Annotated in this window: 18 protein-coding genes and 1 tRNA gene; 13 read left to right on the forward strand and 6 right to left on the reverse strand. The window is 69.5% G+C overall.

Going from position 1 to position 14886, the window contains the following annotated elements:
• The first annotated feature begins 27 nt into the window (after window positions 1-27).
• Genes ASD59_RS05140 through ASD59_RS05185 form a run of 10 tightly spaced genes read left to right on the forward strand, consistent with a single transcriptional unit; the run spans window position 28 to window position 7024 of the window.
• Window positions 28-381 carry a hypothetical protein gene (locus ASD59_RS05140; protein WP_055829217.1) on the forward strand — a complete coding sequence of 118 codons (354 nt, stop codon included), beginning with the start codon at window positions 28-30 and terminating at the stop codon, window positions 379-381.
• The gene (gene sufC / locus ASD59_RS05145) at window positions 381-1130 is read left to right on the forward strand and encodes a Fe-S cluster assembly ATPase SufC (protein ID WP_055829219.1); all 750 of its coding nucleotides are present in this window, start codon (window positions 381-383) and stop codon (window positions 1128-1130) included. The genes ASD59_RS05140 and sufC overlap by 1 nt, the downstream gene beginning before the upstream one ends.
• Window positions 1127-2155, forward strand: coding sequence for a Fe-S cluster assembly protein SufD (sufD, locus tag ASD59_RS05150; protein WP_055829226.1), 1029 nt, complete (start codon window positions 1127-1129; stop codon window positions 2153-2155). Before sufC ends, sufD begins: the two co-directional genes overlap by 4 nt.
• On the forward strand, window positions 2134-3372 hold the full coding sequence (locus ASD59_RS05155; RefSeq protein WP_055829229.1) for an aminotransferase class V-fold PLP-dependent enzyme: 1239 nt from the start codon (window positions 2134-2136) through the stop codon (window positions 3370-3372). The genes sufD and ASD59_RS05155 overlap by 22 nt, the downstream gene beginning before the upstream one ends.
• A complete protein-coding gene (locus ASD59_RS05160) occupies window positions 3369-3764 on the forward strand; it encodes an SUF system Fe-S cluster assembly protein (protein WP_055829231.1) in 396 nt (131 codons plus the stop codon). The genes ASD59_RS05155 and ASD59_RS05160 overlap by 4 nt, the downstream gene beginning before the upstream one ends.
• A gap of 11 nt (window positions 3765-3775) precedes the next feature.
• Window positions 3776-4168, forward strand: a complete 393-nt coding sequence (locus tag ASD59_RS05165) for a HesB/IscA family protein (RefSeq protein WP_055829753.1) — start codon at window positions 3776-3778, stop codon at window positions 4166-4168.
• Complete coding sequence (locus ASD59_RS05170) at window positions 4168-5157, forward strand: methionine ABC transporter ATP-binding protein (protein ID WP_055829234.1); 990 nt, start codon at window positions 4168-4170, stop codon at window positions 5155-5157. Before ASD59_RS05165 ends, ASD59_RS05170 begins: the two co-directional genes overlap by 1 nt.
• Window positions 5157-5822, forward strand: a complete 666-nt coding sequence (locus tag ASD59_RS05175; protein ID WP_055829237.1) for a methionine ABC transporter permease — start codon at window positions 5157-5159, stop codon at window positions 5820-5822. The genes ASD59_RS05170 and ASD59_RS05175 overlap by 1 nt, the downstream gene beginning before the upstream one ends.
• A 23-nt stretch (window positions 5823-5845) precedes the next feature.
• Window positions 5846-6652, forward strand: a complete 807-nt coding sequence (locus ASD59_RS05180; RefSeq protein WP_055829239.1) for a MetQ/NlpA family ABC transporter substrate-binding protein — start codon at window positions 5846-5848, stop codon at window positions 6650-6652.
• Window positions 6653-6655: 3 nt separating this feature from the next.
• Entirely contained in the window at window positions 6656-7024 is a 369-nt protein-coding gene (locus tag ASD59_RS05185; protein WP_055829242.1) for a TfoX/Sxy family protein, read from the forward strand.
• On the opposite strand, the gene ASD59_RS05190 is transcribed toward ASD59_RS05185, so the two are convergent.
• From ASD59_RS05190 to ASD59_RS05200, 3 genes are all read right to left on the reverse strand, one after another.
• Window positions 7014-7802 (reverse strand): lysophospholipid acyltransferase family protein, encoded by a 789-nt coding sequence (locus tag ASD59_RS05190; protein ID WP_055829245.1) that lies wholly within the window; start codon window positions 7800-7802, stop codon window positions 7014-7016. The genes ASD59_RS05185 and ASD59_RS05190 overlap by 11 nt on opposite strands.
• Before the next feature lie 38 nt (window positions 7803-7840).
• On the reverse strand, window positions 7841-8896 hold the full coding sequence (locus ASD59_RS05195; RefSeq protein WP_055829248.1) for a GGDEF domain-containing protein: 1056 nt from the start codon (window positions 8894-8896) through the stop codon (window positions 7841-7843).
• Between the two features lie 109 nt (window positions 8897-9005).
• The gene (locus ASD59_RS05200) at window positions 9006-10631 is read right to left on the reverse strand and encodes a DEAD/DEAH box helicase (RefSeq protein ID WP_055829250.1); all 1626 of its coding nucleotides are present in this window, start codon (window positions 10629-10631) and stop codon (window positions 9006-9008) included.
• 240 nt (window positions 10632-10871) lie between these two features.
• On the opposite strand from ASD59_RS05200, the gene ASD59_RS05205 reads away from it, so the two are divergent.
• The gene (locus ASD59_RS05205) at window positions 10872-11234 is read left to right on the forward strand and encodes a hypothetical protein (RefSeq protein WP_055829253.1); all 363 of its coding nucleotides are present in this window, start codon (window positions 10872-10874) and stop codon (window positions 11232-11234) included.
• Window positions 11235-11346: 112 nt separating this feature from the next.
• Here the strand turns inward: ASD59_RS05205 and ASD59_RS05210 are convergent, their stop codons facing one another.
• The 3 genes from ASD59_RS05210 to ASD59_RS05220 all read right to left on the reverse strand — a co-directional run bounded on the left by ASD59_RS05210 (window position 11347) and on the right by ASD59_RS05220 (window position 13568).
• Window positions 11347-12975: a M56 family metallopeptidase gene (locus ASD59_RS05210; protein ID WP_055829255.1), complete on the reverse strand. Its 1629-nt coding sequence runs from the start codon at window positions 12973-12975 to the stop codon at window positions 11347-11349.
• Complete coding sequence (locus tag ASD59_RS05215) at window positions 12972-13346, reverse strand: BlaI/MecI/CopY family transcriptional regulator (protein WP_055829258.1); 375 nt, start codon at window positions 13344-13346, stop codon at window positions 12972-12974. Before ASD59_RS05215 ends, ASD59_RS05210 begins: the two co-directional genes overlap by 4 nt.
• Before the next feature lie 145 nt (window positions 13347-13491).
• Window positions 13492-13568 (reverse strand) — tRNA-Asp (locus ASD59_RS05220).
• Between the two features lie 277 nt (window positions 13569-13845).
• Here ASD59_RS05220 and ASD59_RS05225 point away from each other — a divergent pair.
• Together ASD59_RS05225 and ASD59_RS05230 are read left to right on the forward strand one after the other, a co-directional pair.
• Window positions 13846-14223 carry an NADH-quinone oxidoreductase subunit A gene (locus ASD59_RS05225; RefSeq protein ID WP_055829261.1) on the forward strand — a complete coding sequence of 126 codons (378 nt, stop codon included), beginning with the start codon at window positions 13846-13848 and terminating at the stop codon, window positions 14221-14223.
• Window positions 14193-14870, forward strand: coding sequence for a NuoB/complex I 20 kDa subunit family protein (locus ASD59_RS05230; protein WP_442854273.1), 678 nt, complete (start codon window positions 14193-14195; stop codon window positions 14868-14870). The genes ASD59_RS05225 and ASD59_RS05230 overlap by 31 nt, the downstream gene beginning before the upstream one ends.
• The last annotated feature ends 16 nt before the right edge of the window (window positions 14871-14886 follow it).

Raw genomic sequence — 14886 nt, forward strand, 5'->3', positions numbered from 1 at the left:
CTCAGCTTGCGTATTCGGCACGCATCGATGGCGGCGGAACTGATCGAAGAGGCCGTCGGGCAAGCCGCGAAGGTCAAGTGGACGGCCGGCGACGCGCGCGTCGCGCCGAACGGGCGTTCTATCGGTGGCGCGCGCGACGAAACCTACTGCGCCTTCGACGTCCCTGAGGCCGGAACCCTGGCTTTGAACGCCGCGATCATCGCCTTGGGTAATCGACTGGAGAGTCGATCCGCCGCTTTGACGGCGTTGGCGGTGCAGGGCGCCGACATAGAACTCTACGCCACGGCTGATGAAGCGAAGCGCGGCGAAATGATCGAGGCGGCGACGATTGCCGCCCTCGCCCGGCTGAACGCTGGGCTCGCTATCGATTGGTACAAGTGATGCTCTCTATCCAGAATCTCCACGTCTCCGTCGGCGACAAGCCGATCCTCAAGGGGCTGACGCTCGCCGTCCCGGCGGGCGAGGTGCACGCCATCATGGGGCCGAACGGGGCCGGCAAGTCGACGCTGGGCTACGCCGTGGCCGGACGGCCCGGCTATGAGGCGACCGAAGGCGCCGTCAGCTGGAAGGGCGAGGATCTCCTGGCCCTGGAGCCCGCCGAGCGCGCGGCCAAGGGCGTGTTCCTGTCGTTCCAGTATCCGATCGAGATCCCCGGCGTCCCGGCCCTGACCTTCGTGCGCACGGCGCTGAACGCCCAGAAGCGGGCGCGGGGCGAGGACGAGGTCTCGGCGCCCGCCTTCCTGAAGATGGTCAAGGCGGCGTCGGCGGCGCTGAAGATGGATTTCGACATGCTGAAGCGGCCGCTCAACGTCGGCTTCTCGGGCGGCGAGAAGAAGCGGATGGAGATCCTGCAGATGGCCCTGCTGGAGCCGTCGCTGCTGATCCTCGACGAGACGGATTCGGGCCTCGACATCGACGCCCTGCGCATCGTGGCCGAGGGGGTCAACGCCCTGCGCAGCCCCGACCGCGCCATGCTGGTGATCACCCACTATCAGCGGCTGCTCGACTACATCAAACCGGACCGGGTGCATGTGCTGGCCGCCGGCCGGATCGTGGCCTCCGGGGGACCGGAACTGGCGCATCAGCTGGAAGCCGAGGGCTACGACAAATATGCGCTGGAGGCGGCGTGAACGCCCTTCCGCTGATCGACCTGAAGGACGCCTCCAGCTTCCCCTCGCGCCGCGTCGAGGCGTGGAAATATTCGGACCTGCGCCGTCATCTGCGCGAGGCGCCCGCGCCCTCGCCGTCGGCGGCCGTGCCGGTAACCGGCGGCGGGCCGTTCGAGGCGCTCGGCGGCGAGGCCATGGTGTTCATCAACGGCCGGGCCGTGGGGGCGAGCGCCCTGATGGTCTCCGGCCAGCAGACGGTGCGCCTGCGCTTCATTTCGAAGGCCAACGGCACGGGCCACGCCCTGACGGCGCGTCTCTCGGTGCGGGCCGGGGCGAAGCTGCTGCTGCTGGAGACGCATGAGGGCCACGGCTCGGCCTATGTCGCGCACAACCGGCTGGAGCTGGACGTGGCGCGGGGCGCCGAGGTGACACGGGTGGTTCTGGCCGACGAGCCGGCGGATGCGGTCTCGATCACCCAGGCGCAGGTGCGGGTCGAGGCGGGCGGCTTCTATCGCCAGACCATCCTGACGGGCGGCGCGAAGCTGCAGCGTCAGGAGACGCAGCTGACTCACCGCGCCCGGGGCGCGGATGTGCAGCTGGACAGCGTCTATCTGCTGTCGGGCGACCGGCAGACGGACCTGACGACGGTAGTCGATCACGTGGCCCCCAACGGCGTCACCAGCCAGCTGACCAAGGGCGTGGTGCGCGACACGGCGCGCGGCGTCTTCCAGGGCAAGATCGTGGTCGAACGCGGAGCCGACGGCACGGATGCGCGGATGGGCCACCATGCCCTGATCCTGGGCGAGCGGGCCGAGGTGGACGCCAAGCCGGAGCTGGAAATCTACGCCGACGACGTGCAGTGCGCGCACGGAAACACGGTCGGGAATCTGGACGAGAGCGCCCTGTTCTACATGCAGCAGCGCGGCATTCCGGCCGACGAGGCGCGGGCATTGCTGACCGAGGCCTTCCTGATCGAGGTGGTCGACCGGATCGAGCACGAGGGCGCGAGAGAGGTAGCGAGGGCATGGCTGACGGATCGCCTGTGACCACCTTCGACCCCTACGCGGTTCGCGCGCAGTTCCCGATCCTGTCGCGGCAGGTGAACGGGAAGCCGCTGGTCTATCTGGACTCGGCCGCCTCGGCGCAGAAGCCGCGGGCGGTGATCGACGCCATGACGGCGGCGATGGAGGGCAGCTACGCCAACGTCCATCGCGGCCTGCATACCCTGGCCAATGAGACGACCGAGGCCTTCGAGGCGGCGCGCGACGGCGTGGCGCGGTTCGTCAATGCAGAGGCGGCTTCGAACATCGTCTGGACCAAGGGCGGGACCGAGGCGATCAACCTCGTGGCGGCCGGCATCGGCCAGTCGATCCAGCCGGGCGACGAGATCATCGTCAGCCAGATGGAGCACCACTCCAACATCGTGCCCTGGCATCTGCTGCGCGAGCGGCGCGGGGCGGTGCTGAAGTGGATCCCGGTGCTGGACGACGGCTCGCTGGACATGGCGGCCTATGCGGAATTGCTGGGGCCGAGGACCAGGGTCGTCGCGGTGACCCACATGTCCAATGTGCTGGGCACGATCAATCCGGTGCAGACCATCACGGAGATGGCGCACGCAGTCGGGGCGCGGGTGCTGATCGACGGCTGCCAGGGCGCGGTGCATGCGGCGCCTGACGTTCAGGCCATCGGCTGCGACTTCTACGCCTTCACCGGCCACAAGCTGTTCGGCCCGACGGGCATTGGCTGCCTGTATGGAACGGCGGAGGCGCTGGAGGCCCTGCCGCCGTATCAGGGCGGCGGCGAGATGATCGAGACGGTGACGATGGACCGCGTCACCTATGCGAAACCGCCGCATCGGTTCGAGGCGGGGACCCCGCCGATCCTCGAGGCCATCGGCCTGGGCACGGCCATCGACTGGCTGTCGCGCTTCGACAAGGGCGCGGTGGCGGCCCATGAGCGCGCCGTTTACGAGCACGCGCGCCAGCGGCTGGAAGGCGTGAACTGGCTGCGCGTGGTCGGCGAGGCGGAAGGGAAGGGGGCGATCCTGACTTTCACTGTCGACGGCGCCCACGCCCATGATATCGCCCAGGTGATGGACCGCTATGGCGTCGCCGTACGCGCCGGCCTGCACTGCGCCGAGCCTCTGGCGGATCGTTTCGGCCTGACGTCGAGCGTTCGGGCCAGCTTCGCCCTATATAATACGACAGAGGACGCCGACGCCTTCGCCGACGCCCTGATCAAGGCCCGAGAGTTCTTCGCATGAGCGACCCGACGACCCCGATTTCTGACAGCGCGGCCTTCGCCGAAGCCTGGGACGCGCCGCAGAAGAGCGCCTTGGCCCAGGGCGAGATCGACCGGATGACGGACGACATCATCGAGGCACTGAAGTCGGTGTTCGACCCGGAAATCCCGGTCGACATCTATGAGCTGGGGCTGATCTACAAGGTCGACCTGTCTGACGACCGCGACGTGCTGGTCGAGATGACCCTGACAGCCCCGGGCTGCCCGGTGGCGGGGGAGATGCCGATCTGGGTCGAGGAGGCGGTGAAGAAGGTCGAGGGCGTGCGGTCGGCGCGCGCCGAGCTGACGTTCGATCCCCCGTGGGACGCCTCGAAGATGAGCGACGAGGCCAAGCTGGCCCTGAACATGTTCTGATGGACCGATCGATGACCGAGCTTCAGACCACGACCCGTCCCCGCCGTCCGCGCCCCGCTGTCGTCACCCTGACCGACGCGGCGGCCGAGCGGGTGCGCGCGCTGACAGAGGCTGGCGGGCACAAGGCGCTGCGCGTCGGTCTGAAGAATGCCGGATGCGCGGGCCAGGAATATACCTTCGCCTTGGCTGACGAGATCGGCCCGCTGGACGAGGTTGTGACCGACAAGGGTGCGACCATCATCGTGGACACCAAGGCGATCCTGTTCCTGATCGGGTCGGAGATCGACTACGAGACCACGAAACTAGCCTCGAAATTCGTGTTCAGGAACCCGAACCAGACGGATGCGTGCGGCTGTGGCGAGAGCGTCACCATAATTCCCGCCAAGGCGCCGGAAGCCGACTGATGATCCGGCTTGAAGGGGTTACGAAGCGCTTCCGGAGCGCGGCGGGCGAGCGCGTGGCGCTGGACGCGGTCGATCTGACGGTCGCGCCGGGGCAGGTGTTCGGCGTGGTCGGGCGGTCGGGCGCCGGAAAATCAACATTGATTCGCACCATCAACCTGCTGGAACGCCCCGACGCCGGGCGGGTGACGGTGGACGGACGGGAGATGACCGCCCTGAACCCGGCCGAGCTGCGCGCGGCGCGGCGGCGGATCGGGATGATTTTCCAGCATTTCAACCTGTTGAACGCGAAGACGATCGCGGAGAACGTGGCCTTCCCACTTCAGCTTGAGGGCCGGCCGGCGGCCGAGGTTGACCGGCGCGTGGTCGATCTGCTGGAGCAGCTGGGCCTGTCAGAGCACGCGCGGAAACATCCCGCGCAGTTGTCGGGCGGGCAGAAGCAGCGGGTCGGCATTGCCAGGGCCTTGGCCTGCGAGCCGGGCGTGCTGCTGTGCGACGAGGCGACCAGCGCGCTGGATCCCGAGACGACGGACGAAATCCTGACCCTGCTGGATCAGCTGAATCGGGAGCTCGGCCTGACCATTGTGCTCATCACCCACCAGATGGAGGTGGTGCGCCGCGTCTGCGACCGGGTGGCCGTGCTGAAGGACGGGCGGGTGGTGGAGGAGGGGGCGACGGCCGACGTCTTCCTGCATCCGCAGCACGCCGCGACCCGCGCAATGCTGGCCGAGGGCGAGGACGGGTTCGAGACCGCCGACGTGCCGCCGGGCGGACGGCTGGCCAAGCTGACCTTCCGGGGCGGCTCGACCTATGAGCCCGAACTGAGCCGCGTCGCGCGGTCGGTGGGCGTGGACTATTCGATCCTGTCGGGACGGATCAGCCGTATCCGCGGCGAGCCCTACGGCCAGCTTGTCGTGGCCTTCACGGGCGGCGATGCGGAGGCCGCAGTGGCCCAGCTGACCGCACGTGGCGTTCGGGTGGAGGCCGCCTGATGGAAGCCTTCTTCGCCAACATCGACTGGCCCGAGATCGCCCGGGCGACGCGCGACACCCTGCTGATGCTCGGCGGCTCGATGGCCCTGACCGTGCTGTTCGGCATCCCTCTGGGGGTTCTGCTCTACCTGTCGGGCAAGGGGCGGCTGGCGGCCAATCCGGTGCTGAACGCCGTGCTGTCGCTGATCGTCAACATCCTGCGCTCGGTGCCCTTCATCATCCTGCTGATCGTCATGCTGCCGGTGACGGTGCTGCTGGTCGGGACGTCGCTGGGCGTGGCCGGCGCCATTCCGCCGCTGGTCGTGGGCGCCGCGCCCTTCTATGCGCGCCTGGTCGAGACGGCCCTGCGCGAGGTCGACAAGGGGGTGGTCGAGGCGACCCAGGCCATGGGCGGCACGACCTGGCAGATCGTGACCCGCGCCCTGCTGCCAGAGGCCATGCCCGGCATCCTCGCCGGGGCGACCGTGACCGCCATCGCCCTGGTGTCCTACACCGCCATGGCCGGCGTCGTCGGCGCGGGCGGGCTGGGGGACCTGGCCATCCGCTTCGGCTACCAGCGGTTCCAGACCGATGTCATGGTGGTCACCGTCGTCCTTCTGCTGCTGCTGGTGCAGCTTCTCCAGATGCTGGGCGACCGACTGGTCGCCTCCGTTTCCCACCGCTGATCGCTCCCCCGAAAGGCCCGCCCATGATCCGCCGCTCGCTCCTGTCCCTCGCCGCCGCCTCGCTGGTGCTCGCCGCCTGCGGGCAGGGGGGCCCGAAGAAGGCGGACGCCGATGCGCCGCTGATCGTCGGCGCCACGGCCGTGCCGCACGCGGAGATCCTGGAGCACATCAAGCCGCTGCTGGCCGCCGAAGGACTGCAGATCGAGATCAAGGTGTTCAATGACTACGTCCAGCCCAACACCCAGCTGATGGAGCGCCGGCTGGACGTGAACTATTTCCAGACCAAGCCCTACCTGGACGAGTTCAACGCCTCGCGCGGGGCCGATCTGGTGACCGTCGCCGGCGTGCACGTCGAGCCGCTGGGCGCCTATTCGCGCCGCTTCCGGTCTCTGGACCAGTTGCCGAACGGGGCCGAGGTGGCGGTGCCGAACGACGCCTCCTCGATCGGGCGCTCGCTGATCCTGCTGCAGAAGGCGGGTCTGATCCGGCTCAAGGACCCGGCCAACCCGCTGCAGACCCTGCGCGACATCGCCGACAACCCCCGCAATCTGCGCTTCCGCGAGCTGGAATCGGCGACCCTGCCGCGCGTGCTGGACCAGGTCGACATGGCGGTGATCAACACCAACTACGCGCTGGACGCAGGGCTCAAGCCGAAGACGGACGCCCTGGCCCTGGAGGGCGCGGACAGCCCCTATGTGAACTATCTGGTGGCGCGGCCCGACAACCGGACCGATCCGCGCATCGCGGCGCTGGCGGCCATGCTGCGCAGCCAGGCCGTCAAGGACTTCATCGCCGCCCGATACGACGGCGCGGTCATCCCGGCGGCCTGACGGATGGCCTATGATCCGGACTTTGGCGAGTGGGTGCGCGAGCATTTCGCCGGCTTGGGCCCGATCGAGATCAAGCGGATGTTCGGCGGAGCCGCCGTCTATTCCCACGCCCTGATCTTCGCCCTGCTGGACGACGGAATCGTCTGGCTGAAGGCCGATGAGGTCAATGCGCCGCTTCTCGAGGCCGCGGGGGCTCGGCAGTTCACCTATCCGACCAAGGACGGGAAGCGGATGGCGATGGCCTACTGGTCGCTGCCGGAGAGCGCGCTGGACGATGCGGACGAGGCCGTCGACTGGGCCCGGCAATCGATCGACGCCGCCCTGCGGAAGGCTGCGGCCAGGAAGCCGCGCAAGCCCAAACCTAAGTCGTAGCCGCCGCCAGCTTCGCCGCCCTGGCCACCTCATCGGGCGCGGGCACCTGGACCGCCGGCGCAGCGGGCCGGCCGGTCGCCTCGGCGATCAGTTCCGCGGTCCTGCCTTCGACGGCGGCTTCAAGCCGGGCGAGGAAGTCGTCCTTGTCCAATCCCGTCGGGATGGGCTCGAGGAACTCCAGCGTCGCCGTCCCCGGGGTCTTGCGGAATTGCTCCTGCGGCCAGAACAGGCCGAGGTTGGTGGCCAGGGGAACGACCGGCATGTCGAAGTCGCGGTACATGTGCCAGACGCCCGATCGGTAGCGGAACTTCTCTCCCACCTTCGCCAGATTGCCCTCGGGATAGATCAATATCCTGCGGCCCGCGGCGTGGGCGTCGGCCGAGCGGTGCTTCAGCGCCTCGCGGGCTTCGCGGCCGCCGCAGTTGTTGACGACGATGGCCCCCAGCTTGCGCAGCACCGTGCCCAGCAGGGGGAATTTCTCCAGATGGTCGCCGGTGACGAAGGCGAGGTCGTCGAACTGGTCGTAGGTCGCGAAGCCGTCGCCCCAACTCTGGTGCTTGGAGGCGATGATGAAGGCCCCCGTCGGAAGACGCTCGCGGCCGCGCACCTGCAGGCGGATGCCGGCCAGCAGCCGCATGGCCTGGACCATGCGCTTCACATAGCGGCGGATGATCCAGCTGGTGGCGCCGCGACCGGGGGCCAGGGCGGCGAAGGCCGCGGCCGAGGCGTAGACGATCGACAGGAGCCAGTAGGCGATGTTGAAGGCGAGACTGCGCATCCGGCGACTATGGCGCGAATTGCCCGGGGAGGAAGGGCTCAGGCGGCCCTGGGCGGGCGTTCGGCGGAGGAGACCCGGTTGCGGCCGCCGCGCTTGGACGCATAGAGGGCGGCGTCGGCGCGCTCGAGGAAGGCCGAGGCGGTTTCGCCCCGCCGCCGGACCGCGAACCCGGCCGACACGGTCACGGCGCCCAGGTCGTCGTTCGTGGAGCGGCGGCGCAGCGCCCGCGAGGCGATCTCGGTGCGCATCCTCTCCAGAGCGACCTCGACCATGGCCACGCTCTCATAGGGGAAGATGAGGGCGAACTCCTCGCCGCCGTAGCGGGCGGCGAACCGGGGATTGGCGGCGACGCGGGCCAGGACGCTGGCGACATAGCGCAGGACCTGGTCGCCGGTCTGGTGGCCCCAGGTGTCGTTGAAACGCTTGAAGTGATCGATGTCGATCACGGCCAGGGTCAGGGCGGCGCCCTCGGTCTCGGCGTGATCGCAGGCGGCGGCCAGCTGCTCGTCGAAGGCCTTGCGGTTGGCCAGATCGGTCAGGGCGTCGGTCATGGCGTCGCGGCGCACCAATTCCAGGTGGTGGCGCAGGCGGATGATCTCCTGGGTGGAGACCTCCAGCTTCTTCTCGAGCGACTCGGTCTCATGCTGGGCCTGGCGAGTGGCGCTCGTCAGGCCGGAGACGATGGTCTGGAGGCCGTCCCCGTCAGCGGCGGCCTCGATGCTGGTGGCGGCCTGGTCCAGGGTCTGGCCATAGGCGGCCTGGGACCGGTGCGCCTCGGCGATGACGCTGGAGACGCTGGACAGTTCGCGGTCCAGCACCAGGCCGGCGTCGCGGATCTGCTCGGTCAGGCGGCCGCGGGGCAGGTGTTCCGCCGCCAGACCCTCGGTGACGGCCTCGGTGAAGGGCTCGCCCGCCGCGGTCATGCGCTGGATTTCCACGGCGAGGACGCTCTCGGGTTCGCCGAGCGCGTGGGTCCAGAGTTCGAAATTCAGCGGCGTGGGCCAGACGCGGGCGGCTTCCATCGCGTCGACGACCTTGCGCGCCAGCCCGTAGGCTTGCGGACTGCGCAGGGTGGTTTCGACCTTGGCCGTCATTCGCGATTCCCCAGACTCAAGCCCCCGCGGCGATCCTGCGCCGTGAAGCTAGGCCGGGGGTTCGTAACGTCGGGTTAAACCGCCGCCCGGTCCGGGCCCGGACGAGGCGTCAGGCCTTGATCGAGACGGGCCGGCGCAGGAAGGCGGGCACGTCGCCCTCGCCGAACGGACGGCCGTTCGAGCGTTCCGGCTGAGCGTCGGCGCGGTCGCCGCGACGGTCGGACTGACGCAGGTGGGTTTCCTGCACCGGACGGTCCGCCGCCGGGCTTGCCGGCGTCGGAGCGGCGGCGGCGACGGGCGCGTTTTCGGTGGGTTTGCGCTCGGGCGCAGCGGCGGCGGTCTCGACAGCCGAAGCCGCCGGTCTGGCGCTGCGGCGGCTGCGCGAGCGACGGGCGGCCGGCGCGGGCGCAGCGGATTCGGCGGCGGGTTCGACGGCAGCCTCGACCGCCGCGACGGCTTCAACCGGAGTGGACGGTTCGGCCTGGACGACGGGAGCGGCGTCCGCCCTCGGCTCGCCGCGAGCCCCGCGGCCGCGGCCACGGGCGGGCTTTTCGGCGCGGTCGCCATCACGGGCCGCTGGCGGGGCCTTGCCGGGGGCGAAGTCGAGGCCGTCCAGCACCAGTTCCTGCGGGTCCATCTTGATCAGCTTCAGGACCTTGTCGAGCGAGCGGTCATCCGCCGGCGTCACGATCATGAAGGTCTGGCCCAGCTTGCCCGCGCGGCCGGTGCGGCCGATGCGGTGGACGTAGTCGTCGGCGTGGTGCGAGACGTCGTAGTTGAAGACGTGGCTGACGTCGGGGATGTCGAGGCCGCGCGCGGCGACGTCGGAGGCCACCAGCAGCTTCAGCTCGCCCGAGCGGAAGGCGGCGAGGGTCTTCATCCGCAGCGACTGGTCGAGGTCGCCGTGGATCGGCGCGGCGTCGAAGCCGTGTTGCTTCAGCGACTTGGCGACGACGTCGACTTCGGATTTGCGATTGCAGAAGACGATGCCGTTGCGGACGTCGGCGCGGCCGATCAGGGCGCGCAGGGCGGCGCGCTTGGCCTTGGGATCGCTCGACGGGATGCGGACCAGATACTGGGTGATGGTCTCGGCCGTCATGGCGGGGCGCGAGGCCTCCAGCCGGGTCGGGTCCTTGAGGAACTGGGTCGTCAGCCGGGTGATCTCGGGCGGCATGGTGGCCGAGAAGAACAGGGTCTGGCGGCGCGGCGGCGTCAGTTTGAAGATGCGCTCGATGTCGGGGATGAAGCCCATGTCGAGCATGCGGTCGGCTTCGTCGATGACCATGATCTCGACGCCGTTCAGCATGACCTTGCCGCGCTCGAACAGGTCCAGCAGACGGCCGGGCGTGGCGATCAGGACGTCGACGCCCTTGTTCAGCAGGGTCACCTGGTCGCCCATGGAGACGCCGCCGATCAGCAGGGCCCAGCTCAGCTTGGTGCCCTTGGCGTATTTCTCGAACGACGAGGCGACCTGGTCGGCCAGTTCGCGGGTCGGGGCCAGGACGAGGGCGCGCGGCATGCGGGCCTTGGCCCGGCCCGACGACAGCCGGTCGATCATCGGCAGGGTGAAGGCGGCGGTCTTGCCGGTGCCGGTCTGGGCGATGCCGAGCACGTCGCGGCCCGCGAGGGCGACCGGGATGGCGGAGGCCTGGATGGGGGTGGCGGTGGTGTAGCCGGTGTCGGCGACGGCCTTGAGAGTCGTGGGCGAGAGGCCCAGCTGGGAGAATTCGGTCATGGGTCCTTGGGACTGGATAAGGACGCCCCGCGCATCGGGCCGTCGTGCGATGTCGCGGAACCGCCCTGAATCTCTGGGCGAGCGGGCGGCGCGGATTCGCCAGTCCTGTCCCGAACGTGCGCCGGATATAGAAGTCCCCCCGCCAGAGTCAACTATTCGTGTGCCGGCGGAGGCCGGGCTTGGCAATGTCTGAACGTTTGTTAATAGTCCGCGCCGGGAAGGGCTGATTGAGGGACAAGCATGCTGCGTACGCTCGGCGTCGTAACTGTCGCGGTCGCATGGCTGATGACCGGCTCCGTTCGGGCCGACATGAATTCCGCCTTCGGCAATACGGTGGTGTCGCGTTACCCGGACGGCGGCTGGGTCAAGCACTGGTTCAATCCGGACGGCAGCTATTCGGCCCAGTTTTCGGACGGCCGGCGGCTGGCGGCGCGCTGGTCGGTGAGCGGGGACCGGGTCTGCCTGACCAACATCCGGCCCTATATGCTGGTGCCGCGCTTCTGCACCACCTTGATCGAAGCCTCGGTCGGCGAGACCTGGCACTCGCGCGATCCGATGGGCCGGCGCGTGCAGAACGTGCTGGTGGCGGGCCGGGCGCCGTAGGGCATTCAATCCCGCAAGGCCGGGGGCATGCCCCCCCCCGCGCCCTCGTCAGCCAGCGTTCCCGCGAGGGCGGGGCCCGGCTTCGGCCCCGCCGCCGGGGTTTGAATGGGCGTCAGCTCGGGTCGACGCCCTGCGCCCGCATCCGCGCCGCGCCGGCTTCCATACGGTCCGCGCCATCTTCCATTTTCGGGATGGCATCCAGAAGCTGCTGGTCAGTGACCGTCTGCCCCCGCTCGCGGGCGCGTTCGATCTGTTCGGCGCGGTAGGCCGGGTCGCGCAGCTTGCGGGCCTCCTCGCGCATGTTGCGGGCGCCTTCGACCATCTGCTCCGCGCCTTCGCGCATCTGCGCCCGGGCCTCGGCCATGTGACGGGCGGCCAGGGTTCGCGCCTCCTCGGCGTTGACGCGGGCGCGGGCTGTGTGCTCGGCCATGACCCGGGAGTGACCGGCGGCGCGTTCGGCCTGGCGCGCCATGCGGGCGTTGGTCCGCGCCACGGTCCGGGCTTCCGCGGCGTGAGCCCGCGCCTCCCGGGCCATGACACGGGCGTGGGCGGCGGATTCGCGCGCGGCGGCCACGGCGGCGCGCTGTTCATCGGTGAGCTGCGCGGTCGAGTTGTAGATGTAGCCCCCCTGGTATTCGGGGGCCTGCGGAGCCGCGGGCGGCTCAGGCGGCGCGGGCGGAGCCGGTGGAGCGGCCGGCGCCTGGAGCGGAGCCAGAGCCGCGAGCGCGGCCGGTGCGAGGGGAGCGACCGGAGCCGCCGGGGCCAGGGCCGCGAACGGCGCGCGCGGGGCGACGGGCTCGTCCCGCGTGGACAGCTCGACCGCGGCCAGCGGCGTGGCGACGGCCAGCAGGGCGCCGACGGCGATCATCATGGCGACGGGACGGGGCGAGGCGGGACGGCGTTGGGTCATGACCTTGGTGATCCTTTTCGCGAGGGAACGGGCCGGACCGGTCATGCCGGTGGCGGCCCCGGGGGTGAAGTCGGCGGCCATGCCCAGCAGGGTGCGGGCGTAGGCCTCAGGTTCGACATGGCGCAGGGCGTCGGCGTCGGCGGCCTCCTCGGACAGGCGTCCGAGCTCGGCCTGCAGCAGCCAGACCAGCGGATTGAACCAGAACAGGGCCACAGCGACGCGGGACAGGGCCAGGAACAGCCAGTCGCGGCGGCGGATGTGGGCGAGCTCGTGGGCCAGCACCGCCTCGGCGTCGCGCGGCTGGTTCAACTGGGCGGCACCGATCAGGACCACGCCCGGCGGGACGCCCCAGCTCAGCGGCGAGGCGACGCGGCCGGACGCCAGCAGGCGCGGGGCGGAACCGCCGGCCAGCCGGGCCAGCGCCGCGGTCCAGGCGGGATCGGAAACAAGGTCGCCGCTCCGGGTCCAGCGGGCTAGCGTCAGCACGCCGAGGCCGAAACGGACGACGAGGGCGACCGCGCCGGAGGCCCAGGCGAGGGCGAGCCATGTCGAGACGGCGGGCAGGGTGAAGGTCGGCGCGGCGGCGGCGCTTCCGGCGGCCGGAAGGCTGAAGGTCCCGGCGGGCGCCGCGACGGGCGCTGCGGCCAGCCAGATGGTCAGGTCGGGGCCGAGCAGGGCGATGAAGGGCAGGGCGAGCAGCAGAACGACGGCGGCGCGCAGCAGCGTCACGCGCTCGGCCGGTGATCGTCCGCCCAGCAACCAGACGGCGGACAGGGCCAGGGCTGCGACGAGGCTGGACTTGATCAGAAGGGAGAGGATGACGGCGGTCACGAGCCCCGCTCCCGGGCGTTCTCGATCGCGCGCTCCAGAGCGGCCAGCTCGTCGGGCTTCAGTTTTTTCGTCAGGCCGAGCAGGGCGGTGGCGGCGCTGGCGGCGGATCCGGCGAAGAAGGTGTCGACCAGACGGTTCAGGGCGCCGGCGGCGACCGTCTCCGGACGGGGGACGGGGGCGTAGACATAGGCGGCCCCTTCATTGTGATGATCAACGAGGCCCTTGGCCTCCAGCCGGGTCAGCAGGGTCCGCACGGCCGAGTCGCTGGGCGAGCCGGCCATGGCCTGACGCACCGCCGCGGCCGTACCCTGCTCCAGCCGGCACAGAATCTCGAACACCTCGCGTTCACGGCGGGGAAGGGTCTCGATCATGCCGGCGAGTCTCCTGCTACATCTGTAGTGTTACGTTTGTAGCGGAAAAAGGCAAGACTGAGGCGCGGGGATGAAACCGCGGTAAGGAGGCTGTCTGTGAAGATGGGGGGCGGGGGATCCGCGCCACCTCTCCGGTCAGGAGAAGTGGCGCGAGTGACGGGACTCGAACCCGCGACCTCCGGCGTGACAGGCCGGCACTCTAACCAACTGAGCTACACCCGCGTATCCCGGCCGCGGCGCTGAGGTGCGTCGCGGCGAGGGGCGTCGTTTAGGCGGGGGCGGCTCGCACTGTCAAGCGACGAAAGCGGGCGTCCGGAGAGTTTTTCCATCGCGCGGACGCCGTTTCAGCCGCCGCCGGACGGGCTGGAAAACCTGCGAACCATTCTCAAGAAAAACCTTTCGTCACACGGGTTTGAACGGGGGTTTGAACGGGCGCGGTTCAGCGGCTAGAAAGCGCCGAATCCGCCCCTCCCTTCAAGGGCGGCCGAGGTCCCCCCGGATGAATGCATTCCTTCTTCAATATCTCCCGATCGTGATCTTTCTCGGGATCGCGGCGGTCCTCGGCCTCGGCTTCATGCTGGCGGCCTGGGTCCTGGCCCCGAAGAACCCCGACTCGGAGAAGCTGTCGGCCTATGAGTGCGGCTTCAACGCCTTCGACGACGCGCGGATGAAGTTCGACGTCCGCTTCTATCTGGTGTCGATCCTCTTCATCATCTTCGATCTGGAAGTGGCCTTCCTGTTCCCCTGGGCGGTGTCGATGTTCGACCTGTCGCAGTCGGGCATGGTGTTCGCCTTCTGGTCGATGATGGTCTTCCTCGGCGTGCTGACCGTCGGCTTCATCTACGAATGGAAGAAGGGCGCGCTCGAATGGGAGTGACGACCACGAACACCGTCCCGCTGATCGGGGTCGGCAACCAGGGCAGTTCGCCCGTGGCGCCGGGCGCATCCTCGCGCCTGCCGGGGCCGATGAGCACCACCATGTTCAACACCGGCGCCCGCTCGTCGGTGGAGGGCTATGATCCGGCCATCCACGACAAATTCTTCGAGGCGGTGAACGCCGAGCTCGGCGAGCGCGGCTTCATCACCACCTCGCTGGACGACGTCATCAACTGGGCCCGGACGGGCTCGCTGATGTGGATGACGTTCGGCCTGGCCTGCTGCGCCGTGGAGATGATGCAGGCGTCGATGCCGCGCTTCGACATGGAGCGGTTCGGCATGGCCCCGCGCGCCAGCCCGCGCCAGTCCGACCTGATGATCGTGGCGGGCACCCTGACCAACAAGATGGCTCCGGCGCTTCGCAAGGTCTACGACCAGATGCCGGACCCGCGTTACGTGCTGTCGATGGGCAGCTGCGCCAACGGCGGCGGGTACTACCACTACAGCTACAGCGTCGTTCGCGGCTGCGACCGGGTCGTGCCGGTCGACGTCTATGTGCCCGGGTGCCCGCCGACGGCGGAGGCGCTGCTGTACGGGCTGCTGCAGCTGCAGAAGAAGATCCGGCGGACGGGGACGATCGACCGATGAACGCGCTCGCGAGGAT

Origin of the sequence: Brevundimonas sp. Root608 (genome assembly GCF_001427825.1) — a bacterium.
GTDB lineage: Bacteria > Pseudomonadota > Alphaproteobacteria > Caulobacterales > Caulobacteraceae > Brevundimonas.